The sequence below is a fragment of the Rhizobacter sp. Root404 genome (genome assembly GCF_001425865.1).
In the GTDB taxonomy this organism is placed as follows: Bacteria; Pseudomonadota; Gammaproteobacteria; order Burkholderiales; family Burkholderiaceae_C; genus LMDS01.
This window is the reverse complement of the sequence record NZ_LMDS01000004.1, coordinates 768,368-790,239: the sequence shown is the minus strand read 5'-3', so window position 1 is coordinate 790,239 and position 21,872 is coordinate 768,368. Positions and strand designations below refer to the sequence as shown.

General features: G+C 70.4%; 21 protein-coding genes and 1 riboswitch. Of the genes, 5 read left to right on the top strand and 16 right to left on the bottom strand.

Translation table 11 applies throughout. The features are described from left to right. Positions 1-32: 32 nt before the first annotated feature. The 10 genes from ASC76_RS08325 to ASC76_RS08280 all read right to left on the bottom strand — a co-directional run bounded on the left by ASC76_RS08325 (position 33) and on the right by ASC76_RS08280 (position 9,018). Positions 33-659, bottom strand: coding sequence for a riboflavin synthase (locus ASC76_RS08325; RefSeq protein ID WP_056464764.1), 627 nt, complete (start codon positions 657-659; stop codon positions 33-35). A gap of 12 nt (positions 660-671) precedes the next feature. Continuing rightward, a complete protein-coding gene (gene ribD / locus ASC76_RS08320; protein ID WP_056464762.1) occupies positions 672-1,772 on the bottom strand; it encodes a bifunctional diaminohydroxyphosphoribosylaminopyrimidine deaminase/5-amino-6-(5-phosphoribosylamino)uracil reductase RibD in 1,101 nt (366 codons plus the stop codon). Next, the gene (locus ASC76_RS08315; protein WP_162247082.1) at positions 1,769-3,016 is read right to left on the bottom strand and encodes a prepilin-type N-terminal cleavage/methylation domain-containing protein; all 1,248 of its coding nucleotides are present in this window, start codon (positions 3,014-3,016) and stop codon (positions 1,769-1,771) included. The genes ribD and ASC76_RS08315 overlap by 4 nt, the downstream gene beginning before the upstream one ends. Before the next feature lie 10 nt (positions 3,017-3,026). After that, complete coding sequence (locus ASC76_RS08310; protein ID WP_056464759.1) at positions 3,027-4,301, bottom strand: PilX N-terminal domain-containing pilus assembly protein; 1,275 nt, start codon at positions 4,299-4,301, stop codon at positions 3,027-3,029. Continuing rightward, positions 4,298-4,963: a prepilin-type N-terminal cleavage/methylation domain-containing protein gene (locus tag ASC76_RS08305; protein WP_056464757.1), complete on the bottom strand. Its 666-nt coding sequence runs from the start codon at positions 4,961-4,963 to the stop codon at positions 4,298-4,300. Before ASC76_RS08305 ends, ASC76_RS08310 begins: the two co-directional genes overlap by 4 nt. Further along, entirely contained in the window at positions 4,963-5,415 is a 453-nt protein-coding gene (locus ASC76_RS08300) for a type IV pilin protein (RefSeq protein ID WP_056464755.1), read from the bottom strand. The genes ASC76_RS08305 and ASC76_RS08300 overlap by 1 nt, the downstream gene beginning before the upstream one ends. Positions 5,416-5,435: 20 nt before the next feature. Beyond that, positions 5,436-5,981 (bottom strand): GspH/FimT family pseudopilin, encoded by a 546-nt coding sequence (locus tag ASC76_RS08295; RefSeq protein ID WP_082548920.1) that lies wholly within the window; start codon positions 5,979-5,981, stop codon positions 5,436-5,438. Between the two features lie 153 nt (positions 5,982-6,134). Continuing rightward, positions 6,135-6,578 carry a transcriptional regulator NrdR gene (nrdR, locus tag ASC76_RS08290; RefSeq protein ID WP_056464751.1) on the bottom strand — a complete coding sequence of 148 codons (444 nt, stop codon included), beginning with the start codon at positions 6,576-6,578 and terminating at the stop codon, positions 6,135-6,137. 15 nt (positions 6,579-6,593) lie between these two features. After that, the gene (gene glyA / locus ASC76_RS08285; RefSeq protein WP_056464749.1) at positions 6,594-7,847 is read right to left on the bottom strand and encodes a serine hydroxymethyltransferase; all 1,254 of its coding nucleotides are present in this window, start codon (positions 7,845-7,847) and stop codon (positions 6,594-6,596) included. Between the two features lie 61 nt (positions 7,848-7,908). Beyond that, positions 7,909-8,054, bottom strand: a riboswitch (ZMP/ZTP riboswitch). A 25-nt stretch (positions 8,055-8,079) separates the two neighbouring features. Beyond that, the gene (locus tag ASC76_RS08280; protein WP_235580388.1) at positions 8,080-9,018 is read right to left on the bottom strand and encodes a lytic transglycosylase domain-containing protein; all 939 of its coding nucleotides are present in this window, start codon (positions 9,016-9,018) and stop codon (positions 8,080-8,082) included. 281 nt (positions 9,019-9,299) lie between these two features. Here ASC76_RS08280 and ASC76_RS08275 point away from each other — a divergent pair, with 281 nt between their 5' ends. Next, entirely contained in the window at positions 9,300-10,859 is a 1,560-nt protein-coding gene (locus ASC76_RS08275; RefSeq protein ID WP_056464746.1) for a UbiD family decarboxylase, read from the top strand. 214 nt (positions 10,860-11,073) lie between these two features. Here the strand turns inward: ASC76_RS08275 and ASC76_RS25155 are convergent, their stop codons facing one another. Then, positions 11,074-11,211, bottom strand: a complete 138-nt coding sequence (locus tag ASC76_RS25155; RefSeq protein ID WP_157615433.1) for a hypothetical protein — start codon at positions 11,209-11,211, stop codon at positions 11,074-11,076. Positions 11,212-11,326: 115 nt separating this feature from the next. Between ASC76_RS25155 and ASC76_RS08270 the strand changes: the two genes are divergently transcribed. After that, positions 11,327-12,868: a carboxylesterase/lipase family protein gene (locus ASC76_RS08270; protein WP_162247081.1), complete on the top strand. Its 1,542-nt coding sequence runs from the start codon at positions 11,327-11,329 to the stop codon at positions 12,866-12,868. Between the two features lie 24 nt (positions 12,869-12,892). On the opposite strand, the gene xylB is transcribed toward ASC76_RS08270, so the two are convergent. The 5 genes from xylB to ASC76_RS08245 form a co-directional block, all read right to left on the bottom strand. Then, on the bottom strand, positions 12,893-14,356 hold the full coding sequence (gene xylB, locus ASC76_RS08265) for a xylulokinase (protein ID WP_056464742.1): 1,464 nt from the start codon (positions 14,354-14,356) through the stop codon (positions 12,893-12,895). Between the two features lie 16 nt (positions 14,357-14,372). Then, positions 14,373-14,855 (bottom strand): cupin domain-containing protein, encoded by a 483-nt coding sequence (locus tag ASC76_RS08260; protein ID WP_082549154.1) that lies wholly within the window; start codon positions 14,853-14,855, stop codon positions 14,373-14,375. A 73-nt stretch (positions 14,856-14,928) separates the two neighbouring features. Then, entirely contained in the window at positions 14,929-15,615 is a 687-nt protein-coding gene (locus tag ASC76_RS08255) for a DUF6781 family protein (protein ID WP_056464740.1), read from the bottom strand. Positions 15,616-15,655: 40 nt separating this feature from the next. Next, positions 15,656-16,405 (bottom strand): acetoacetyl-CoA reductase, encoded by a 750-nt coding sequence (gene phbB, locus ASC76_RS08250; RefSeq protein WP_056464738.1) that lies wholly within the window; start codon positions 16,403-16,405, stop codon positions 15,656-15,658. Between the two features lie 36 nt (positions 16,406-16,441). Further along, positions 16,442-17,791, bottom strand: a complete 1,350-nt coding sequence (locus tag ASC76_RS08245) for a dicarboxylate/amino acid:cation symporter (RefSeq protein WP_056464735.1) — start codon at positions 17,789-17,791, stop codon at positions 16,442-16,444. Between the two features lie 167 nt (positions 17,792-17,958). Here ASC76_RS08245 and ASC76_RS08240 point away from each other — a divergent pair, with 167 nt between their 5' ends. Genes ASC76_RS08240 through ccoN form a run of 3 tightly spaced genes read left to right on the top strand, consistent with a single transcriptional unit; the run spans position 17,959 to position 21,870 of the window. Beyond that, positions 17,959-20,184, top strand: a complete 2,226-nt coding sequence (locus tag ASC76_RS08240) for a cation-translocating P-type ATPase (RefSeq protein ID WP_235580387.1) — start codon at positions 17,959-17,961, stop codon at positions 20,182-20,184. 4 nt (positions 20,185-20,188) lie between these two features. Further along, complete coding sequence (gene ccoS / locus ASC76_RS08235) at positions 20,189-20,359, top strand: cbb3-type cytochrome oxidase assembly protein CcoS (protein ID WP_056464733.1); 171 nt, start codon at positions 20,189-20,191, stop codon at positions 20,357-20,359. A 53-nt stretch (positions 20,360-20,412) separates the two neighbouring features. Continuing rightward, positions 20,413-21,870 (top strand): cytochrome-c oxidase, cbb3-type subunit I, encoded by a 1,458-nt coding sequence (gene ccoN / locus ASC76_RS08230; RefSeq protein WP_056464731.1) that lies wholly within the window; start codon positions 20,413-20,415, stop codon positions 21,868-21,870. The last annotated feature ends 2 nt before the right edge of the window (positions 21,871-21,872 follow it).

Here is a 21,872-nt window from a genome sequence, read left to right as displayed (position 1 = left end):
GGTGGCCGCCCCCGGCCCGCCGCGTGCGCCGTTCAGCCGGCCTTCGGAGCGGTCAGCATGCGTTCGACGTAGCGGGCGATCAGGTCGATCTCGAGGTTGACACGCCGGCCTGCCGCCAGCGTGCCGAGCGTCGTGTTCTCGAGCGTGTGCGGGATCAGGTTGATGCTGAGCTCGCACCCGGTGGCGCCATCGATCACGCGGTTGACCGTCAGGCTGACGCCGTTGACCGTGATCGAGCCCTTGTAGGCGATGAAGCGCGCGAGTTCGCGCGGGGTCTCGATGCGCAGCTCCCAGGACTCGCCGACCGGCGCGAAATGGGTCACCCGCCCGATGCCGTCCACGTGGCCGCTGACCAGGTGCCCGCCGAGGCGATCGTTGGCGCGCATCGCCTTTTCGAGGTTGACGGGGCCCGGTTCCGACAACCCCGCGGTCTTGTCGAGGCTCTCGTGCGAGATGTCGATCGTGAAGCGGCCTGCGGCGGCATCGAAAGTCGTCACCGTCATGCAGGCGCCGTTCAGCGCAATGCTGTCGCCGAGCTGCACGTCGTCGAGGTAGCCGGCGGGCGTCTCGATCGTCAATTGCTTGCCGTGGGAGGCGTCGCTGCCGAGCGCGCGCGAATCGATGATGCGGCCGAGGCCGGTGATGATGCCGGTGAACATGCGTCGATTATCTCAAGCGGATGCCGGACGGGCGATCAGGCGCAGGTCGTCGCCGATCGGCGTGACGCTGACGAAGCGCAGCGCGAGGCTGTCCTGCAGCGTCTGCAACGGCCCGAACGCAGCCAGCTCGCGACCGAGGCCGAGCAGCCTGGGCGCCATGTAGATCAGGAACTCGTCGACCAGCCCTTCGCGAACGAATGAGCCGTTGAGCTTGTGGCCGGCCTCGACGTGCAGCTCGTTGACGCCGCGCGCCGCCAGGTCGGCGAGCATCGCGGGCAGGTCGACCTTGCCGGTCGGGCCGGGCACCAGCGCGATCTGCGCGCCGCGGGCCTCGAGCGCGGCGCGGCGCGCCGGGTCGGGGGCGGCGGCGACGATCAGCACGCTGCCGGGCGCGTCGAGGATGCGGGCGGTGGGCGGCGTGTCGAGCCGCGAATCGACGATCACGCGCAGCGGCTGCATGGCCGTCTCGACCAGCCGCACGTCGAGCCGCGGGTCGTCGTCGAGCACGGTGCCGACGCCCGTCAGCACCGCACCCGCGCGCTTGCGCCAGGCGTGGCCATCGGCGCGCGCCGCCGGGCCGGTGATCCACTGGCTGACGCCGTTGTTCAGCGCGGTGCGGCCATCGAGCGAGACGGCGGCTTTCAGGCGCACCCACGGCCGGCCGCGTTCGATGCGCGAGAAGAAGCCGATGTTCAGCTCGCGCGCGGCATCGGCCAGCTCGCCCTGGATCACCTCGATGCCGGCGGCGCGCAGCCGCGCCGCGCCCTGGCCGGCGACCTGCGGGAACGGGTCTTCCATCGCCATCACGACGCGGGCGACCCCGGCCGCGATCAGCGCGTCGCAGCACGGCGGTGTGCGGCCATGGTGCGCGCAGGGTTCCAGCGTGACGTGGACGGTGGCGCCGCGTGCGGTCGCGCCTCGCGCGGCGACGTCGCGCAGCGCCATCACCTCGGCATGCGGTCCGCCGGCCTGCTGGGTGTGGCCGCGGCCGAGCACGCGGCCGTCCGGCGCGACGACGACGCAGCCGACGCGCGGGTTCGGCTCGGTCAGCCCGATCGCGGCGCGCGCCAGCGCCAGGGCCTCGTGCATCGGGGTCTCGAAGCGATCGCTCATGGCTGGTGCGGTGCGGTGCTCACATCGACGGACAGGCCCGTATTGTTGCCGGTCGGGCAGGCGGCGCTGCCGGAAACGACGAGGAAGTTCTGGTTCGTCAGGCTCGTCGTGAGATCGCGGTAGTCGGCCGGATGCTCGGCATTGGCGTCGATTGCGCCGCTGCGGTCCAGGTCGGACGTGTAGCGGCACACGCGCCAGGTGCCATCGACGGTGCCGAGGGACCAGCCGCTCGGCTGCACGGCGGTGCGGCCGGACCAGCGTGCCGTCGCACCAGGGAAGACGGCACAGTGGTAACGGGCGAAGCGCTCGCCGGTGTCGGTCCAGGTCGCCACACCGAGCAGGGCCGGCAGCGCGGCGATCGGCACGACCTCGAGGTGCCGGCCGCCGACGCGCTCGACCGCGACGGCCTTCATCGCCTCGCTGCCGCACAGCGCCGCGATCGGGTCGGTGCCGGTGGTCGGTTGCGTGGTCACCGTGAACGGCAGCGGCGCGTCGTTGGCGCGCGACGGATCCGGCGGAACGGCGGCCGTGAAGCGCACGGTCCCGGTGATCAGCAAGCCGGCGGCGGTGGTGTCGCAGGGGCCGAGGTGGGTGGTGGTCAGGTCGCGCGTCGCGATGCCCGGGTCGATGCCGGTACAGCGGCCGACGACCAGGCCGGTGACGTTGTCGAGCAGCAGCGCGAGGTCGCCGGCGGCCTCCAGCTTCAGCGCGCTGCGGCCGTTGCCCAGATCCTTCGCGAGGATCGGGATCCGCGGCGAACGGCCGGCGGCGCCGCGCGCCAGCGATTCGGTTCGCGCCAGCCCGAGCGCCGCGCCGAGCGCGGGCGATTCGCGCGCGATGACGCTGGCCAGCGTCAACACCTGCGGATTGCTGCTGCGGTCGGTCCAGGTCAGCTCGACGGCCACCCGCTTCGCGGCCGTGGCGGGGTCGTCCGCCACCCGGCGCGTCAGCGTGTAGTGCGTGCCGTTGGTGTCGATCGCGCGGCTCGCTGCGGCGATCGCGTCGAACGAGCGCAGGCCGGCGGCATCGTCGATGACGGCGAACGCGCGCAGCGTCTCGACCTCCGACTGCGCGAGCCGAACCGCCTCGCCGTGCTGGCGGGCCACCTCGGCGCGCAGGCGAAGCTGCTTCGGCAACTGCGCGAGCGCGACCAGGCCGAGCGCGAGGACGAGGAACGCGATCAGGGCTTCCAGCAGCGTGAAGCCGCGCTGACGCGGCCGGCGAGAGGGCGGAACGGTCGTCATGGTCATCTCGTCAGTGGTCGCGCCAGCTGCCGGGCACGCGCGCAAAGCTGCCCGCGCGGACTCGCAGCAGGTCGAGCACGGCGGCGTCGTAGGCCAGGTCGGGGGAGGCGTCGCCGCGGTAACCGGCCTGCGGGACGAGCGCGCCGCGCACACTGCCGCCAGCGGCGCCGGTCCACGCCAGCGCGCCGGTGGCATGCAGCAGGCCGGTCAGCGCGACGGCGCCGTCGAAGCCGACGTTGCCGTCGACGACGATCAGCGCCGGTCGCGTGGTGCTGCCCAGCGTCAGCGGGCCGCTCAGCGTCAGGTCGCCGTCGACGTGGATCAGCGCACCGTCGGCCGCGTCGTCGAGCGCCGCGACGACCGCGCTGCGGCAGTCGACACGGCAATCGATATGGCGAACCGCCGACTGCCCCCGCCACGCGGGCGGGTCGACGCCGAACAGCGCAGCGAACAGGCGGCTCGCGTCGAGCGTGCTCAGCGCCGCGTCGTGGTCGATCATCGCGTCCGCGATCGACGCGCCGGGCGCCGCGCCCAGGCGCGCCTGCGGGGCGACGATGGCGCCGCCGGCGTCTACGGCCACGCCGGTGCGCGGATCGGCATTGGCCAGACCGATCGCGGCGTTGCCGGCCTCGACGTCGCCGCGTGTGGTCAGCGTCGCGGCCGGCGGCGTTCGCAGGCCGCCGATCAGGCCGAGCGCGGCGTGGACGGTCGCGGTCGCATCGGCACGCGTGCCGCTGCCGTCGAGGCATGCCATCGCCGCGCCGCTGCAGCCGGTCGCGGTCACGCCGACCACGCCGGGCACGTCGGTCGGCTCGAAGGCGACGACGAACGACGCCGCCGTGGCGGCGCTCGCGGCTGGCAGCACGGGCGCGCCTTGCGACGGGCAACTGCACGACCACGCGTCGTCGCCGCGCACGCACGCGGCCTGCAGCGGTCCGGACGCGCGGTCCGGCACGGCGGAACGTGGCGTGACGAGCCCGGTGCCGGGTGCGATCGCCAGGTAGCGCATGCGGAAGGACGTGGCCGCTGCGTCGGCGGTCGGCGTGCAGTCGGCGCCGATCGACCGGTTGGCATTGAGCTGCGCGGCGGCCCATTCGAGACCGGCCTCGGCCGCCTCGAACGCCTGGGTGGCGCGCACGCCGTTGCTGGCGCTGCGCTGCTCGAACAGCAGGTCGCGGTTCGCGAGCGCCACCGCGAGCGCCATCGCGAGCAGCAGCAGCACGGTGACGACCAGCGCGGCCGCCCCGCGCTGGCGGTGGGCGAGGGCGCGTGCTGTCGCGGTCATGACGCGCAGGCGCCGCTCGGCGCGTCGTTGCGCAACCGCACGTCGTGGCGCAGTTGGCGCGTCACGCGGGCGTCGGCCACGAGACGACCCGTGATCTCGATGCCGAGGCTGCGGACCTGGAGCCGCGGCGGGCACGCGGTGCTGCCGGCCGGGCAGGGCGTGGCGCAAAAATCGCCGAGCGGGAGCGTCTGCACCTGCGGCGTCACGGTGAACGCGGTGACCTGCAGCGTGCCGGCATCGGTCAGCGCCTGCCAATTGCCGGCGCCGAGCTGGATCTCGATCACCGCGTTGCGCAAGCGAAAGCCGAACTGCTCGTTGCCGTCGACCGCATGGTTCTCCGCGGCGTCGCGCGAGTAGCGGAAGCTCACGGCATCCGACGCCGCGCCGTCCGGCGCGAGCGCGAGGTACGGGTTTGCCGCGGCACCGGCCGCGCCGGCGAGCCACACGCCATCCGCCGCGTTGCCCCATGCGCCGGCGCGTCGCAGGTCGCGGGCGATCAGGTCCGCCGCGGTGCGCAGGTCCTGCAGCAGGCGCGCATCGAGGACCAGCGCACGGCTCTCGCGCAGTTGCGCGACGAACAGCGTGGCGGCCGCCGCGGCGACCAGCAGCGCGATCGCGACGCCGACCAGCAGCTCGACCAACGTCAGGCCGCGCTGCTTCATCACAGGCTCCAGCAGCGGCGGTTGGTGGTGGCGTCGTTGGCGACGCTCGCGTCCGGGCCCGAGGCGCGCTCGACGCTCAGGCCGCTGCTCGTCAACTTCAGCACCCGGCAGGCCGCGTCGCGCGCCTGCGGGCCCACGGCCGTCGCGACCGCCGTGTAGCCGGTCGCGCTGGTCGCGCTCACCTCGAGCGTGTAGTGACCGGCCGGCGAGCGCGCCGGCACGCGGATGTCCGCGAGCGAGCCATACGCGCTGGACTGGCCCCGAAAGGCTTCCTGCGCGAGCTGCACCTGCGCCGTCGCGATCAGCGCATCGCTGCGGCGTGCCTTGTGCAGCACGCCTTCGAAACTCGGCAGCGCGACGCTGGAGAGCACGCCGGCGATCGACACGGTCGCCATCAGTTCGATCAGCGTGAAGCCGCGCTGGGCGGCGCGGGGGAATCGGTGGGCGGTCATGACGTGGTCTCCGGAGAAGTTCAGCAAGCGCGATAGCCCGGCACGGCACCGGCGGGCGAGCAGCTGCGCACCCGGCCCATCACGTTGACGGTGTGGTGGATCGCGCGCTCGCGCGTGCCGATCACGCGCAGCGTGCCGGTCGGGCTGCTGGTGCCGTGGACCGGGTCGAACAGGATCGAGCCGACGTTGGCCTGCAGCGCGACCCGCTCGGTCCCGCTCAGGAACACGGTTCGCAGTGCTGTCGCGGCACCGCTGCAGACGGCCGCACCGGTCGGCGCGCAGGTGCAGGCGTCGGCCGCGCCGGTGTGCACCACGTAGCACGTGCCGCCAGCGACCGGCCGCACGCTCAGACGCAGCGCCGCGTTGCGAGCGACCGTCTCCGTGCGCGTGAAGCGGATGTCGGTGGCGAGCTGCGTGGCGGCGGCATCGAGTCGGCGGGCGTCGACCACCGCCTGAAGGCTCGGCGCCGCGGCGCCAGCGACGACGGCGATGACCGCCAGAACGGTGGCCGCTTCGATCATCGAGACGCCGCGCTGGCGAGCGGGCCGGGAAGAGAAGGGAATCATCTGTGCGCTCCGGGGTGTGAACCGATGCACAGAATTTAGAGATCGGGCCGTCGGGTCGCGCCCCGCAGAAGGGGGAGCGCGTCGGCCCCCTCGCGGGCGTCCCCGCGGGTTTTCGCGGACACTCACCCCCGGCCGGGGGTTCGAGTCAGGGCTTCAAATGTCGCGAATGAGCTGACGAAACTCGTCGACGTCCTCGAAGCTGCGGTAGACGGACGCGAACCGCACGTAGGCGACCTTGTCGATCCGCTTGAGTTCGCGCATCACCAGTTCGCCCAGTCGGGTCGACGGTACTTCCTTCGCGCCGCTGTTGAGCAGCTTGTCCTGGATGCGCTCCATCGCGGCGTCGATCTGCTCGACGCTGACCGGCCGCTTGCGCAGCGCCAGCGTCATGGAGGCGCGGATCTTCGACGGGTCGAAGTCGGCGCGCGTGCCGTCCTTCTTAACGACCGACGGGAGCGCGATCTCGGCCCGCTCGTAGGTCGTGAAGCGCTTGTCGCAGCTGTGGCAGCGCCGCCGCCGGCGCACCACGTCGCCCTCGTCCGAGTCGCGGGTCTCGACGACCTGGGTCTCTTCGTGGGAGCAGAAGGGGCAGCGCATGACCCCGCCCTCGCGTCAGTTGCGGTAGACGGGGAAGTCCTTGGTCAACACCGCGACCTTCGCCTTCACCGCCGCGGTGACCGCGGCGTCGTTCGGCTTGTCGAGGATGTCGGCGATCAGGTGCGCGGTCTGGCGCACCTCCTCCTCCTTGAAGCCGCGCGTGGTCATCGCCGGGGTGCCCAGGCGGATGCCGCTGGTGACCATCGGCTTCTGCGGGTCGTTCGGGATGCCGTTCTTGTTGCAGGTCATGTGGGCGGCGCCCAGGAGGTTCTCGGCTTCCTTGCCGGTCAGGTTCTTCGGACGCAGGTCGACGAGCATCACGTGCGATTCGGTGCGGCCGCTGACGATGCGCAGGCCACGCTCGATCAGCGTGTCGGCCAGCACGACCGCGTTCTTCGCGACCTGCTGCTGGTAGACCTTGAACGCCGGCTGCAGCGCCTCGTGGAACGCGACCGCCTTGGCGGCGATCACGTGCATCAGCGGGCCACCCTGGATGCCGGGGAAGATCGCGCTGTTGATCTTCTTCGCGATGGCCTCGTCGTTCATCAGCACGATGCCGCCGCGCGGGCCGCGCAGGGTCTTGTGGGTGGTCGAGGTGACGACGTCGGCATGCGGCAGCGGGTTCGGGTAGACGCCCGCGGCGATCAGGCCGGCGTAGTGGGCCATGTCGACCATGAAGAACGCGCCGATGTCCTTGGCGACCTTGGCGAAGCGCGCGAAGTCGATGTGCAGGCTGTAGGCCGAGGCGCCCGCGATGATCAGCTTCGGCTTGTGCTCGTGGGCCAGGCGCTCCATCGCGTCGTAGTCGATCGCTTCCTCGGCGGTCAGGCCGTAACTGACGACCTTGAACCACTTGCCGCTCATGTTCAGCGGCATGCCGTGGGTCAGGTGGCCACCTTCGGCCAGGCTCATGCCCATGATCGTGTCGCCGGGCTGCAGCAGGCCGAAGAACACCGACTGATTGGCCTGCGAGCCCGAGTTGGGCTGGACGTTCGCGAACTGGGCGCCGAACAGCTGCTTCACGCGGTCGATCGCCAGTTGTTCGGCGATGTCGACGAACTCGCAGCCGCCGTAGTAGCGCTTGCCGGGATAGCCCTCGGCGTACTTGTTGGTCAGCTGGGTGCCCTGCGCGGCCATCACGGCGGGCGAGACGTAATTCTCCGAGGCGATCAGTTCGATGTGCTCTTCCTGGCGCTGGTTCTCGCGCTGGATGACGGACCAGATCTCGGGATCGACACCGGCGATGGTGGATTGGGCGCGGTCAAACATGGTTGGCAGTCCTCTTCAAGCGAAGTCCCCGGGTGAAGCGTCTGCGTGCTGCATGCGCCCCCGAAGCTGCCCAGGCGAACGGCTGAACGGTGCCCGCTCTCCCGGCTGGCACCGACCGCGCTTCCCGGTGGTCATCCACCTCAGGCCCCGGCTCGAGTTCCCGGTTCAGGGAGCGAGGGGGCCGCATCGCCAGTCGCGCGGCTCCGCCAGTGTAGCGGAGCCGGCGCCGGGATCAGCGCAGCATCGCGATCTGTTCCGGCGTCTGCGCGGCGGCCTCGGCCTTCGGTGCCGCGTCGGCGTCCGCCTTCGGCGCGACCGGCGCGCTGGTCAGGATCGCTCTGGGTGGCAGCACCGGCACGCTCTTGCCACTGGCCACGAGGCGCAGCGCGCGCTGTTCGCTCAGCACCTTGCTGGCATAGCCGCCGTCGTCGGTCAGGTTGGCGGCGCCGACATAGAAGCGCAGCCCGGCCTCGAGTCCGCCGGCGCGCGTGATGCATTCCTTCAGCACCTGCACGCCGACCCGCAGGTTGGTCACCGGGTCGAATGCCGCGTGGTTGCCGCCGAAGGCCTCGTACTTGTCGTTGTGGACCTTGGTCATGACCTGCATCAGGCCCTGGGCGCCCACCGAGCTTTGCGCGAACGGGTTGAAGCTCGACTCGACGGCCATGATCGCCAGGATCAGCGTCGGATCGAGTCCGGCCTTCTGGCCGACGCTCCACGCCTCCTGCACCAGTCGGCTGACCGGCTCCGGGGCGACGCGGTACTTGCGCGACAGCCACAGCGCGACCGACGCCTGCTGGCGATTCAGGCCCTTGGGGTCCGACGCGGTGGCGCGGGCGATCGCATCGGGCTCGCTCAATTCGGCGGCCAGCGGATCGACCGGCTCAGCGCGTGCTTCCTGGCGTGTCTGCAACCAGTCGAGCGCGCGAGCCTCGACCTCGTGGCGCACATCGGCGCGGGTGGCGCCGAACACGACCAGGGCGGCGAGCACGAAGCCCAGCAGGGCCAGCGTGTTGTGGCTGACCTCGAGCAGGCCATGGCCGGCGTCGCGCAGGAACACCGAGACCGACTGCAACGTGGCCCGGCGCACCGTGCGCGCCGCGGCCACGATTCCCGTCGCGGACTGGTCCGCGGCCTCGTGTGCCGCGCCAATCATCTGGCGGTATGCCATCGTCACTCCTTCCTCGCCGAAGCCTCGATCGGGAACCGCTCGCGGGAGCGGGACCGGCCGATGGCCGCGACGATAATTGTTGGCCGACCGCAGCGGCTGCACGTCGAGGTGCGAGCCCAGCGATCAGCTGGCAGGGTCCGCGCCGGAAAGGTGAATCGCCTGCCGGCACCCCAACGATGCGGCCTGCGGGTAATCCCTGCCGGACCCGAGAGAGGCGGAATCTAGCAAGTGGCTTCATAACCAGTCAAGACTATCAATTGCTTCTCTAACTACTTTTAAATATGAAATATCGCGACTTGCGTGACTTCATCGACGGCCTGGAGCGGGCCGGAGAGCTCCGGCGGGTCGCAGAGCCAGTCTCCGCGCGGCTGGAGATGACAGCGGTCAGTGACTTCGTTTTGCGCCAGGGCGGGCCGGCGTTGTGGTTCCAAAACCCGCCGGGTTACAAAATTTCGGCCTTGACAAACCTCTTCGGCACCCCGAAACGGGTCGCGATGGGCATGGGCGCCGAGGACGTGACAGAGCTCCGCGACATCGGCCGGCTGCTCGCCAGCCTCAAGGAACCCGAGCCGCCGAAGGGCCTGAAGGACGCCGGCAAGCTGCTCGGCATGGCCAAGGCGCTGTGGGACATGAAGCCCTCGCTGGTGCGCAAACCCGCCTGCCAGGAGGTGGTGTTGCAGCGCGCCGAGGTCGATCTCGGTCTGCTGCCGGTGCAGACCTGCTGGCCGGAGGACGCCGGCCCGCTGATCACCTGGGGCCTGGTGATCACGCGCGGGCCGCAAGGCGGGCCGGCGGCGCGGGCGCGCCAGAACCTGGGCATCTACCGCCAGCAGGTGATCGCGAAGAACCAGGTGATCATGCGCTGGCTGGCCCACCGGGGCGGGGCGCTGGACTTCCGCGATTTCGCGCTGGCCAAGCCTGGCCAGCTATTCCCGATCGCGGTCGCGCTCGGCGCCGACCCGGCGACGATTCTTGGCGCCGTCACGCCGGTGCCGGACACGCTGTCCGAATACCAGTTCGCCGGCCTGCTGCGCGGCAGCCGCACCGAGCTGGCCGACTCGGGGGTCGGCGATGCCGGCGTGATGCTGCAGGTGCCCGCCAGCGCCGAGATCGTGCTGGAGGGCCACATCCCGGTGGCGGCGAAGGGCTTCGTCGGTGTCAGCGCGCATGGTGTGCAGGTCAAGGAGATCAACGGCTACCTGCATGCGCTGGAGGGGCCGTTCGGCGACCACACCGGCTATTACAACGAGCAGGACTGGTTCCCGGTGTTCGAGATCGCGCGGATGACCCACCGGGCCGACCCGATCTACCACTCGACCTACACCGGCAAGCCCCCCGACGAGCCGGCGATCCTGGGCGTCGCGCTGAACGAGGTCTTCGTGCCGATCCTGCAGAAGCAGTTTCCGGAGATCGTCGATTTCTATCTGCCGCCCGAGGGCTGCAGCTACCGGATGGCGATCGTCAGCATCAAGAAGAGCTACCCCGGCCACGCCAAGCGGCTGATGTTCGGCATCTGGAGCTTCCTGCGCCAGTTCATGTACACCAAGTTCATCGTCGTGACCGACGACGACGTCGACATCCGCGACTGGAAGGAAGTGATCTGGGCGGTCACCACCCGCATGGACCCGGCGCGCGACACCACGCTGGTCGAGAACACGCCGATCGACTACCTGGATTTCGCTTCGCCGGTCAGTGGCCTGGGCGGCAAGATGGGGCTGGATGCGACCAACAAGTGGCCCGGCGAGACCAGCCGTGAATGGGGCCGCGCGATCCGCATGGATGCCGCCGTCGAGGCGCGTGTGCAGGACGTGCTCGCCACGATCATGAAACCGCCGTGCTGACAAGAGGGAACGCGCTAGTTTGTCGCGCTTGAACCTGCGCGGTCCAGGTTCTAAGGTTGTTGGGCCTGCATGCAGGCAATCCCACGGGCGCAGTCACTGCGCTCAAGGCACCCCGGACCTCATTCCTCCGGAATGCCAAATGGTGGCGAGAGCCACCCGCCCCTCCGATCGAAAGGCCGGAGGGGTTTGTCTTTTGAGGGCGGGCCGCCGTTCCTCAGGCCGACTTGGCTTGCGCCGGTGCGGCGGCGGGTGCGCTGCCGGTCGGGCCGCGCTGCTCGCGCAGCTGACGCTTCAGCGCCTTGGCGCGTTTCTGCTTTTGCCGGCGGATGCCGCGGTCCTTGTCTGCGCTCATGGCTGTCTCCTGGGGGGACTGTGGGGGAGCCGCGGTTTTACCAGAGCGGCGACGCGTTCGGATTCGGCTTGCCACAATGTGCACGCGGCGCCCTCGCGCCTGCGAAGGACTGCCGATGAAATCGATTGCCATGCTGGTCGCCGGTCTCGTGCTCGCCGCGCCGACGGCGGTCTACGCCGCCGATTCCGCCGCCGCGCCGCGCGTCTCGCTCGAGGGCGGGGCGATCGAAGGCCGCGCGGACGGGCCGCTGTGGCGGTTCGAGGGCATCCGCTATGCGGCGCCGCCGATCGGCGAGCTGCGCTGGCGCGCGCCCCGGCCGGTCGCGCCCTGGAGCGGCACGCTGCCGGCCAGGGCGCCCGGCCCGGCTTGCGTGCAGAACCCGCGCGCCTCGAGCGACAACGGCGGTGGCGACGTCGGCGCGATCGGCGAGGACTGCCTGTTCCTCAACGTCGTCACGCCCGGGCTGGCTCCGGACTCGAAGCGCCCTGTGATGGTCTGGATCCACGGCGGCGCGCTGGTGTTCGGGGCCGGCGGCACGCCGGTCTACGACGGCGCACCGCTGGCGCGGCGCGGCGCCGTCGTCGTGTCGGTCAACTACCGGCTCGGCGCGCTCGGCTTTTTCGCGCACCCGGCGCTGGCGGGCGAGGGCGGCGACCCGAACTTCGGCCTGCTGGACCAGATCGCCGCGCTGCGCTGGGTACAACAGAACATCGCGCGGTTCGGCGGCGACCCCGGCAACGTGACGATCTTCGGCCAGTCCGCCGGCGCCGAGAGCGTGCTGGCGCTGTATGCCTCGCCGCTGGCGCGTGGACTGTTCCACAAGGGCATCGCGCAGAGCCCGTACGGCATCCCGAGCCATCCGCTGGCCAAGGCCCGGATCACGGCGACCCGGGTCGCGAGCGCGCTGAAGCTCGATGGCGCGAACGCGACCGCGGCGGATCTGCGTGCCGTCCCGGCCGACGCCTTCGCCCGGCTCGACGGCCCGGGACTCTCGCTGGCGCCCGGCTTCATCGTCGGCGCCGCGGCGCTGCCGCGCCCGATCCTGACGACATTCCGGCGTGGCGAGGAGGCACCGCTGCCGCTGGTGATCGGCAACACGAGCGACGACGGCAGCGTGGCGATCGCGTTCGGCGTCGATCCCGCTGCGCTCGTGAAGAAGCTCGGGGCGGCGCGCGTCGCGGTGCGTGCGCTGTACCCACGCACGCTGAGCGACGCGCAGCTCGGCCGCGAGACGGCGCGTGACGTGGCCTTCACCGCGTTCGCCCGCCGCATCGCCTACCTGCATTCGAGCCGGGCGCCGACCTGGCGCTACTACTACGGGTACGTCCCCGAGGGGATGCGGACGCGACAGACCGGCGTGCCGCACGGCGCAGAGATTCCGTTCACGATGGGCACGCTGGACGGCTGCGACTGCCTGGGCGCTCCGGTCACCGCCGGCGATCGGGCGGTGGCGCAGCGTACGACCCAGCGCTGGTTCGACCTGGCCCGCAGCGGCACGCCGGTGCCGGACGACGCGGACGCCTGGCCGCGCGACGACCGGCGCCGCGCAGTGCTGCTCGAGATCGCCGACGCCGACGTCGTGCGGCCCGACTTCATGAAGCGCCGGCTCGACGTGTTCATTGGCGCGCTGAAAGTGCTCGGCGCATTCGGCCGCTGATCGACCACCGCCGGGCGCGTCACGTCAGGCGCCCATCTCGGGGCCGAGCGCTCGATAGAGCCGTTGAAACTTCTCGTGACGCGCCGTCAACCGCTCGTTTCGGTCGCGATCGGGCGTGAAGCTGTCGATGACCGGCGGCGCAGCGCACACCGTCGCCACCGCTTCGCGCGTTCGAGCCAGCCGCCCGAGCCGGGCGGCGCCCAGCGCGGCACCTACATCCGCCCCGCTGCGGCGATCGAGCGTCCTTCCCAGCGCATCCGCGAGCAATTGCGCCCAAGGTGCGCTGCGCGAACCGCCGCCGACCAGCGTGACGCTGTCGATCCGGGCCCCGCCGTCGACGAGTGCCTGCTGACCGTCCAGGAACGCGAACGCCACCCCCTCGAGGACCGCCTGGGCGAGGTGACCGCGGCCGTGGTCGTGCGTCAGCCCGAAGAACACGCCGGATGCGTGGGGGTTGTTGTGCGGCGTGCGCTCGCCCGACAGATAGGGCAGGAAGAGCGGCACCTCGGCGCCGGCCGGCAGTGCCTGGGCCTCCGCCACCAGCTGCGCCTCGCTGTCGCCATGCACGGCGCCACGCAACCAGCGCAGCGCGCTGCCTGCCGAGAGCATCACCGTCATCTGGTGCCAGGTGGCCGGGAAGGCATGGCAGAACGCATGCACCGCACCCGCCGGGTTCGGCGAGAACGCGGCGTTGGCCACGAAGTAGACGCCCGAGGTCCCGAGCGACAGGAAGGCCGTCCCGGGCTCGACCACGCCGATGCCGGCCGCGCTCGCCGCGTTGTCCCCCGCGCCGCCGGCGACGACCACGCCGCGCGGCAGGCCGAGCTGCTGCGCGACGGTAGGCAGCACCGTGCCGCTGGCCTCGCTGCCCTCGACCAGCCGCGGCATCTGCTCGCGCCGCAGGTGCGTGGCCGCCAGCATCTCGTCGGACCAGTCGCGGCGCTGCACGTCCAGCCACAGCGTGCCGGCCGAATCGGACATGTCCGAGGCGGCCTCGCCGGTCAGCAGCAGCCGCAGGTAATCCTTGGGCAGCAGCACGCGCGCGACCTGGCGAAAGACTGCCGGCTCGTGCGCCTCGACCCACATCAGCTTCGGCGCCGTGAAGCCGGGCATCGCGATGTTGCCGGTGAGGGCGCGGCTGCGCGGCTCGCGCCGTTCGAGCTCGACGCATTCGGCGTGGCTGCGGCCGTCGTTCCAGAGGATCGCCGGGCGCAGCACGCGGTTGCGCGCATCGAGCAGCGTCGCGCCGTGCATGTGGCCCGAGAGGCCGAGGCCGCGGACCGCGGCGAACTCGGCCGGGTGTTCGGCGCGCAGCGCGCCGAGCGCGGCCACGGTGGCGGACCACCAGTCGGCCGGGTCCTGCTCCGACCACTGCGGCTGCGGCCGCGCGATCGGTACCGCGCCATGGGCCTGGCCGACGACGCGCCCGGCGGCGTCGACCAGCACCGCCTTCACCTCGGAGGTGCCGAGGTCGATCCCCAGGTCCATGCGTGCGCGATGTCCGTCAGTTGACGAAGGTCGTGTCCTTCGGGTCCTGGGGCGGCAGCTTGATCGCGATCGCCTTGAATCGCCCGCTGGTTGCCTCGGTACCGGCGTGGTGCGTGCCGCGCGGGATCACGATCAGCATGCCGGGCCGGATCTCGCGCTTCTCGTTGCCCAGCCAGGCCGTGCCGGTGCCCTCGACGATGTACTGGATCTCGTCGGCATTGCTGTGGAAGTGCTTCGCGACGTTGCCCATCTGGACGGCGATCGTTCCGTTCGGTGTCGCGACATAGCCCTTGGAGCGCAGGTCGGGGTTCGGGGTGGCGCCGAGGTCGGCATCCTTCAGCGCCGCGACGTCGATGATCATCGGCGCCAGGCCAGGCGCGGCAGCCGCGGGTGCGGAGGCCTGGGCGTGCGCGTCGGGCAGCAGCCGTTGGGCCACCGGCGAGAACGCGATGCCGGCGACGAAGGCCAGCGCGACGGGGAGGGCAACAGCAGTTCGCATCAACGTCTCCAAAAGAAAGCCGCGCATTCGCGCGGCCGGATGGTAGGCCGGATCGGCCGGCGGGATCGATACGCTATTTCTTCTTTGTCTTCGCGGCGGACGCATCCGACGAGCCGGACTGCAGCCCTTCGGACATGCCGATCAGCACGCCGCTGACCAGCGCGGCGTAGCCGTCGAGCATCGCCTGCGCGGTCTTCGCGGTCGCGGCGCGGCCGTCGCGCAGCGCAGTCTGCGCCTGCGACATCAGCTGTTCGACCGTCTGCGAGGCCTGGGCGCCGGTGTCGGTGCCCTGCATCTTCATCGCGCTGAGCACGTGTTCCCACGGGCCCTGCATCGGGCCGGCGACGCCCTGCGCCGCCTTGGTCACCGTGGCGAAGAACGTGTCCTCCATCTTCTCGATGTTGGCGAGCGCGCCCTTGAGCTGCTTCTCCTGCAGCCCGGCGCCCTGGTCGACGAACTGCTGCAACGCCTTGCGGTTGGCCTCGACGGCCTGGAGCAGCGCGGCGTCCATGCCGGCGAACGCCTTGGTGAGCAGCGCCTCGACGTCCACCGGGCTGGCGACGTTCTGTGCCGCCCCGGTGCTGGCCGCGGTCGTCACCGTCGACAGCACCTTCTTGATGTTCGCCATCGTCAGCTCGCGGCCCTGCAGCGCCTTCAGCGTCGCGTCGCTGACGGCCTTGCGCAATGCCTCGCCCTGCTTGGCCGTGGCCTCCGAGAACATCTTGACGATCGCGTCCTGGTCGATCCCTGCCTTGATCATTGAATCTCCTCGAGAGTGGAAGAAAGAAGCCGCGTCGACCTCACTGCATGTGCTGGCCGCCGTTGATCGCGATGTTGGCGCCGGTCACGAAGGCGGCTTCCTCCGACGCGAGGTAGATCACCAGGCCCGCGACTTCCTCGGGCTTGCCGAGGCGACCGACCGGAATCTGCGGCAGGATCTTGGTGTTCAGCACGTCCTCCGGGATCGCGGTGACCATCTTCGTGCCGATGTAGCCCGGCGAGATCGTGTTGACGGTGACGTTCTTCTTCGCGACCTCGAGTGCCAGCGCCTTGGTGAAGCCGTGCACGCCGGCCTTCGCGGCCGAGTAGTTGGTCTGGCCGAATGCGCCCTTGCTGCCGTTGACCGAGCTGATGTTGATGATGCGGCCCCAGCCGCGCTCGACCATGCCGTCGGCAACCTGCTTGGTCATGTTGAACAGGCTGTCGAGGTTGGTGCGCATCACGGCGTCCCAGTTCAGCTTGTCCATCTTCTTGAACGTGGTGTCGCGGGTGATGCCGGCGTTGTTGACCAGCACGTCGACCGCGCCGACCTTGCTCTGCACTTCGGCCACGGCCTTGGTGCAGGAATCGAAATCGGACACGTCGCAGGCCACGGCGGTGATGTCGTAGCCGTTCTTCTTCATGTCGGCGACCCACTGGTCGGACTTCGTGTTGCTCGGCGAGTAGGTCACGACGACCTTGTAACCGGCGTCGACCATCTTGGTGGAGATCGTCTCGCCCAGGCCGCCCATGCCGCCCGTGACCAGAACCACGCGTTGTTTCGTTGCCATATTTATGTCTCCTTCGGTGAATGAATGTCGGATCGGTCAGACGCTGGAGCGCGTGGCCGGCATGTGGATGTCCTGCTGGTCGAGTTCCGCTTCGGGGTCGTCGGACTCGGTGCCGCTGGTGTTGTCGAGCTCGCGCTGCATGCGGGCCTGGTCGAGGTCGCCGGTCCAGCGGGCCACGACGATCGTCGCGACGCCGTTGCCGATCAGGTTGGTCAGCGCGCGGGCCTCGGACATGAACCGGTCGATGCCCAGAATCAGCGCCAGCCCCGCCACCGGGACATGGCCGACCGCCGAGAGCGTGGCCGCCAGCACGATGAAGCCACTGCCGGTGACGCCGGCCGCGCCCTTCGACGTCAGCAGCAGCACCAGCAGCAGCGTGACCTGCTGGGTCACGCTCATCGGCGTGTTGGTGGCCTGCGCAATGAACACGGCGGCCATCGTCAGGTAGATCGAGGTGCCGTCGAGGTTGAAGGAGTAGCCGGTCGGGATCACCAGGCCCACCACCGACTTCTTGGCGCCCAGGTTCTCCATCTTGGCCATCATGCGCGGCAGCACCGACTCGCTCGACGAGGTGCCGAGCACGATGAGCAGCTCTTCCTTGATGTACTTGATGAACTTCAGGATCGAGAAGCCGTTCGCCCTGGCGATGCCGCCGAGCACGACGAAGATGAAGATCAGGCAGGTCGCGTAGAACGTCGCCATCAGCTGGCCGAGCGACACCAGCGAGCCGACGCCGTACTTGCCGATCGTGAAGGCCATCGCGCCGAACGCGCCGATCGGCGCGACCTTCATGATGTAGCCGACGATGCCGAACAGCACGTGCGAGAACTTCTCGATGAAATCGAATACCAGCGTGCCGCGGCCGCCGAACTTGTGCAGCGCGAAGCCGAACATCACGGCGAACAGCAGCACCTGGAGAATCTCGCCCTTCGCGAACGCATCGACCACGGTGCTCGGGATCACGTTCAGCAGGAAGTCGGTGGTCGAGGCCATCTGCCCCGGCTTGGTGTAGGCGGCGATGCCCTTGGTGTCGAGCGTCGCGGCGTCGATGTTCATGCCGACGCCGGGCTTTACCAAGTTGATGACCACCAGCCCGACCACCAGCGCGATGCTGCTGACGATCTCGAAGTACAGCAGCGCCAGGCCGCCGGTCTTGCCGACCTTCTTCATGTCCTCCATGCCGGCGATGCCGACCACGACGGTGCAGAAGATGATCGGCGCGATGATCATCTTGATCAGCTTGATGAAGCCGTCGCCGAGCGGCTTCATGGCCTCGCCGGTGCTCGGGAAGAAGTGGCCAAGCAGCACGCCGATGATGATGGCGGTGATGACCTGGACGTAGAGCGACTTGTACAGCGGCTTGCGGGTCGGGGGGGTCGTTTCCATGCGGGTTCTCATTCGCTTGCGGCAAGTCGGTCCGTGGAGTGTTACCGCGGCGCACACGGCCGCGCAAGAGGGGTTCCACAGGCGCGGCCGGAATTCGCGAGCTTGTGCGCCGGCGCGCGGTTGACGCGCGTCAAGGGCCTGTCCCCGCCGCGGGGCTAGATTGAGGGGTGGACACGCTGACTGCCCCGCTCGCACCCCTGCCTGCCGATCGCGCGGCGGTGCCGTCGAGCCCGCAGGTCACGCATCTGCGCCTGGCGGGCCTGTACTGCGCCGCGTGCGCCGGGCCGATCGAGCAGGCCCTGCGCGCCGAACCCGGTGTGATCTCCGCTGACGTGAGTTACGCGGCGCAACGTGCCATGATCCGCTGGTACCCCGGGGCGACCGAGCCGGCGCGCCTGATCGCCGCGGTGGCGCGGGCCGGCTACGGGGCGATGCCCGACCTGGCCGAGCCGGCGCGGGCGCTGCGCGAGCGCGAACAGCGCGCCTCGCTCTGGCGCCTGTTCGTCGCCGCGTTCTGCATGATGCAGGTGATGATGTATGCGGCGCCGGCCTACGTGGCCGCGCCCGGCGACGTGACGCCCGACATGCTGCGCCTGCTGCAGTGGGCCTCCTGGCTGCTGAGCGTGCCGGTGCTGCTGTTCTCGGCCGCGCCGATCTTTCGCGAGGCCGCCGCGGGGCTCGCGCGCCGCCAGGTTCGCATGGACCTGCCGGTGGCGATCGGCCTGGCGGTCACCTTCCTCGTCAGCAGCGGTGCCACGTTCGCGCCCGGGGGCGTGTTCGGCCACGAGGTGTATTTCGATTCGCTGACGATGTTCGTGACTTTCCTGCTCGGCGGACGCTGGCTGACCCTGCGGGCGCAGCACCGCGTCGCCGCCGCGCTGGAGGACGCCTGCGCTCGCCTGCCCGCGCAGGCGCGCCGTGTCGGGCCGGAGGGCGGTGTCGAACTCGTCCCGCTCGAGTCGCTCCGCGTCGGCGACGCGGTGCGGGTGTTCGCGGGCGAGGCCTTCGCGGCCGACGGCCCGCTGCTCGAGGGCCGCACCCAGGTCGACGAGGCGCTGCTGACGGGCGAATCGCGGCCGGTCGAGCGCGGCCTCGGCGAGAACGTCGTCGCCGGCAGCCTGAACCTGGCCGCGCCGGTGACGATGCGGGTCGAGCGGCTCGGTGCCGACACCCGCTTCGAAGGCATCGTCGCACTGATGCGCAGCGCGCTCACTCAGCGCCCCGCGGCGGTGCAGGCTGCGGACCGGGTCGCGGTGCCGTTCCTGTGGGGCGTGCTGGTCCTGGCGGCAGCGGCGGCGGCGGTGTGGTCGGTGATCGACCCGTCGCGGGCGGTCTGGGTCGCGGTGTCGGTGCTGATCGTCACCTGCCCGTGCGCGCTGTCGCTGGCAGCGCCGTCGGCCTTGCTCGCGGCGGCCGGCGCGCTCGCGCGGCGCGGCGTCCTGGTGCGTCGGCTCGACGCGCTCGAGTCGCTCGCCGGCATCGATACGCTGGTCTTCGACAAGACCGGCACGCTCACGCAGCAGCCGATGCGCCTCCAGGCGGTGCACCTGCTGCCCGCCGCGCGCTGTGCGGGGCTGGACGACGCGGACCTGATGCGCCTGGCCAGCACCCTGGCCGCGCAATCCACCCACCCGCTCGCCCAGGCGCTGGCGCTCGAGGCCGATGCGGTCGACGGCACGACCTGGGTCGACGTCTGCGAGCAGGCGGGACTGGGCGTGCAGGGCCGCGGCCCCGACGGTGCGGTCGCCCGGCTCGGCGCGCGGGCCTGGGTCGATTCGAACGCCGCGGCGCGGCCGGCAGGCGGCGGAATGGAGGTCTGGTTCGGCGACGCGCGCGGCGCGCTGGCCTGCTTCGAGTTCGACGAGCGCCTGAAACCCGACGCGGCCGCCACGCTCGCCGCGCTGCGCGCCGACGGGCTGCGGCTCCAGCTGCTGTCGGGCGACGCGCCCGAGCGCGTCCAGGCCGTCGCGGCGCCGCTGCGCATCGACGCCGTGCGCGGCGGCGTCACGCCCGAAGGCAAGCTGGCCGAGGTGGCTGCGTTGCAGTCCGAGGGGCGGCGCGTCGGCATGGTCGGAGACGGCCTCAACGATGCGCCGGTGATCGCGCGCGCCGACGTCTCGTTCGCGTTCGCGCAGGGCGCGGCGATCACGCAATCGGGTGCCGACTTCGTGCTGCTGTCGGGCCGCGTGGCCGACATCGCGCTGGCGCGGAACGTGGCACGGCGCGCGATGCGCGTACTGCGCCAGAACCTGGGTTGGGCCCTGACCTACAATGCGGTGTGCGTGCCGCTCGCGCTGCTCGGCTGGTTCCCGCCGTGGGCGGCGGGGCTCGGCATGGCGACGAGTTCGCTGTTCGTGGTGCTGAACGCCCTGCGCGTCGGCGGGCGCGGCTGACGCCATGGACATCCTGTTCCTGCTCGTTCCGATGTCGGTGCTGCTGGTGTTCGCGTTGCTGGCGCTGTTCCGCTGGGCCCTGTCCTCGGGGCAGTTCGACGATCTGGAGCGCGAGGGCGAACGGATCTTCGAGGCCGCACCGTCGAAGCTTGACGGGGATCAAGGGCCCGGCTGAGCACTCGTTCGACACTCCTTCGAGCCGCCGTTGCGGCATCGAGGAGATGAGTGATGGCGAGTTCGGTTCCAACTGCGACAGATTCGGCGGGGGCGGTGTACGACGATGGCGCGGTGCGCCTGTTCACGCTCGCTGCGGTCCTCTGGGGCGTGGTCGGCATGGCGGTCGGCGTGCTCATCGCCGCGCAGCTCACCTGGCCCGAACTCAACTTCGGCATCCCGTGGCTGAGCTACGGCCGGCTGCGGCCGCTGCACACCAACGCGGTCATCTTCGCGTTCGGCGGCTGCGCGCTGATGGCCAGCAGCTTCTACGTGGTGCAGCGCACCTCGCAGGTCTCGATCTTCCTGCCCAAGCTGGCGGCGTTCGTGTTCTGGGGCTGGCAGCTGGTGATCGTCGCCGCGGCCGTCTCGCTGCCGATGGGCTACACCCAGGGCAAGGAGTACGCCGAACTCGAGTGGCCGATCGACATCCTGATCACCGTCGTCTGGGTCGCCTACGCGATCGTCTTCTTCGGCACGATCGGGCGCCGCAAGGTGCGTCACATCTACGTCGCGAACTGGTTCTTCGGCTCGTTCATCATCGCGGTGGCGCTGCTGCACATCGTCAACAGCATGGCGATGCCGGTCAGCCTGACCAAGAGCTACTCGGCCTACGCCGGCGTGCAGGACGCGATGGTCCAGTGGTGGTACGGCCACAACGCGGTCGGCTTCTTCCTGACCGCGGGCTTCCTCGGGATGATGTATTACTTCATCCCCAAGCAGGCCGGCCGGCCGGTGTACTCGTACCGGCTGTCGATCGTGCACTTCTGGGCGCTGATCTTCACCTACATGTGGGCCGGTCCGCACCACCTGCACTACACCGCGCTGCCCGACTGGGCGCAGTCGGTCGGCATGGTGTTCTCGCTGGTGCTTCTGGCGCCGAGCTGGGGCGGCATGATCAACGGCGTGATGACGCTGTCGGGCGCCTGGCACAAGCTGCGCGACGATCCGATCCTGAAGTTCCTGATCGTGGCGCTGTCGTTCTACGGCATGTCGACGTTCGAGGGTCCGATGATGTCGATCAAGACCGTCAACGCCCTGAGCCACTACACCGACTGGACCATCGGCCACGTGCATGCCGGGGCGCTCGGCTGGGTCGGGCTGATCTCGATCGGCACCCTGTACTACATGATCCCGCGCATGTTCGGCCAGACCCGCATGTACAGCGTGCGGGCGATCGAAATTCACTTCTGGATCAGCACCCTCGGCATCGTGCTCTACATCGCCGCGATGTGGATGGCCGGCGTGATGCAGGGCCTGATGTGGCGCGCGGTCAACACCGACGGCACGCTCGTGTACAGCTTCGTCGAGAGCGTCAAGGCCACGTTCCCGTTCTACCTCGTGCGTCTCGTCGGTGGCCTGCTGTACCTCAGCGGCATGGGCGTGATGGTGTGGAACACCATCAAGACCGCGCAGGCCGGGCGCTACGTGCCCATGCGAATCCCGATGGCCGCCGTGCCGAGCGCCGCCTGAGT

Coding starts and splice junctions, on each gene's coding strand:
- ASC76_RS08325 (WP_056464764.1), bottom strand. CDS start 659: ATGTTCACCGGCATCATCACCGGCCTCGGCCGCATCATCGATTCGCGC.
- ribD (WP_056464762.1), bottom strand. CDS start 1,772: ATGAGCGATCGCTTCGAGACCCCGATGCACGAGGCCCTGGCGCTGGCG.
- ASC76_RS08315 (WP_162247082.1), bottom strand. CDS start 3,016: ATGACGACCGTTCCGCCCTCTCGCCGGCCGCGTCAGCGCGGCTTCACG.
- ASC76_RS08310 (WP_056464759.1), bottom strand. CDS start 4,301: ATGACCGCGACAGCACGCGCCCTCGCCCACCGCCAGCGCGGGGCGGCC.
- ASC76_RS08305 (WP_056464757.1), bottom strand. CDS start 4,963: ATGAAGCAGCGCGGCCTGACGTTGGTCGAGCTGCTGGTCGGCGTCGCG.
- ASC76_RS08300 (WP_056464755.1), bottom strand. CDS start 5,415: ATGACCGCCCACCGATTCCCCCGCGCCGCCCAGCGCGGCTTCACGCTG.
- ASC76_RS08295 (WP_082548920.1), bottom strand. CDS start 5,981: ATGATTCCCTTCTCTTCCCGGCCCGCTCGCCAGCGCGGCGTCTCGATG.
- nrdR (WP_056464751.1), bottom strand. CDS start 6,578: ATGCGCTGCCCCTTCTGCTCCCACGAAGAGACCCAGGTCGTCGAGACC.
- glyA (WP_056464749.1), bottom strand. CDS start 7,847: ATGTTTGACCGCGCCCAATCCACCATCGCCGGTGTCGATCCCGAGATC.
- ASC76_RS08280 (WP_235580388.1), bottom strand. CDS start 9,018: ATGGCATACCGCCAGATGATTGGCGCGGCACACGAGGCCGCGGACCAG.
- ASC76_RS08275 (WP_056464746.1), top strand. CDS start 9,300: ATGAAATATCGCGACTTGCGTGACTTCATCGACGGCCTGGAGCGGGCC.
- ASC76_RS25155 (WP_157615433.1), bottom strand. CDS start 11,211: ATGAGCGCAGACAAGGACCGCGGCATCCGCCGGCAAAAGCAGAAACGC.
- ASC76_RS08270 (WP_162247081.1), top strand. CDS start 11,327: ATGAAATCGATTGCCATGCTGGTCGCCGGTCTCGTGCTCGCCGCGCCG.
- xylB (WP_056464742.1), bottom strand. CDS start 14,356: ATGGACCTGGGGATCGACCTCGGCACCTCCGAGGTGAAGGCGGTGCTG.
- ASC76_RS08260 (WP_082549154.1), bottom strand. CDS start 14,855: ATGCGAACTGCTGTTGCCCTCCCCGTCGCGCTGGCCTTCGTCGCCGGC.
- ASC76_RS08255 (WP_056464740.1), bottom strand. CDS start 15,615: ATGATCAAGGCAGGGATCGACCAGGACGCGATCGTCAAGATGTTCTCG.
- phbB (WP_056464738.1), bottom strand. CDS start 16,405: ATGGCAACGAAACAACGCGTGGTTCTGGTCACGGGCGGCATGGGCGGC.
- ASC76_RS08245 (WP_056464735.1), bottom strand. CDS start 17,791: ATGGAAACGACCCCCCCGACCCGCAAGCCGCTGTACAAGTCGCTCTAC.
- ccoS (WP_056464733.1), top strand. CDS start 20,189: ATGGACATCCTGTTCCTGCTCGTTCCGATGTCGGTGCTGCTGGTGTTC.
- ccoN (WP_056464731.1), top strand. CDS start 20,413: ATGGCGAGTTCGGTTCCAACTGCGACAGATTCGGCGGGGGCGGTGTAC.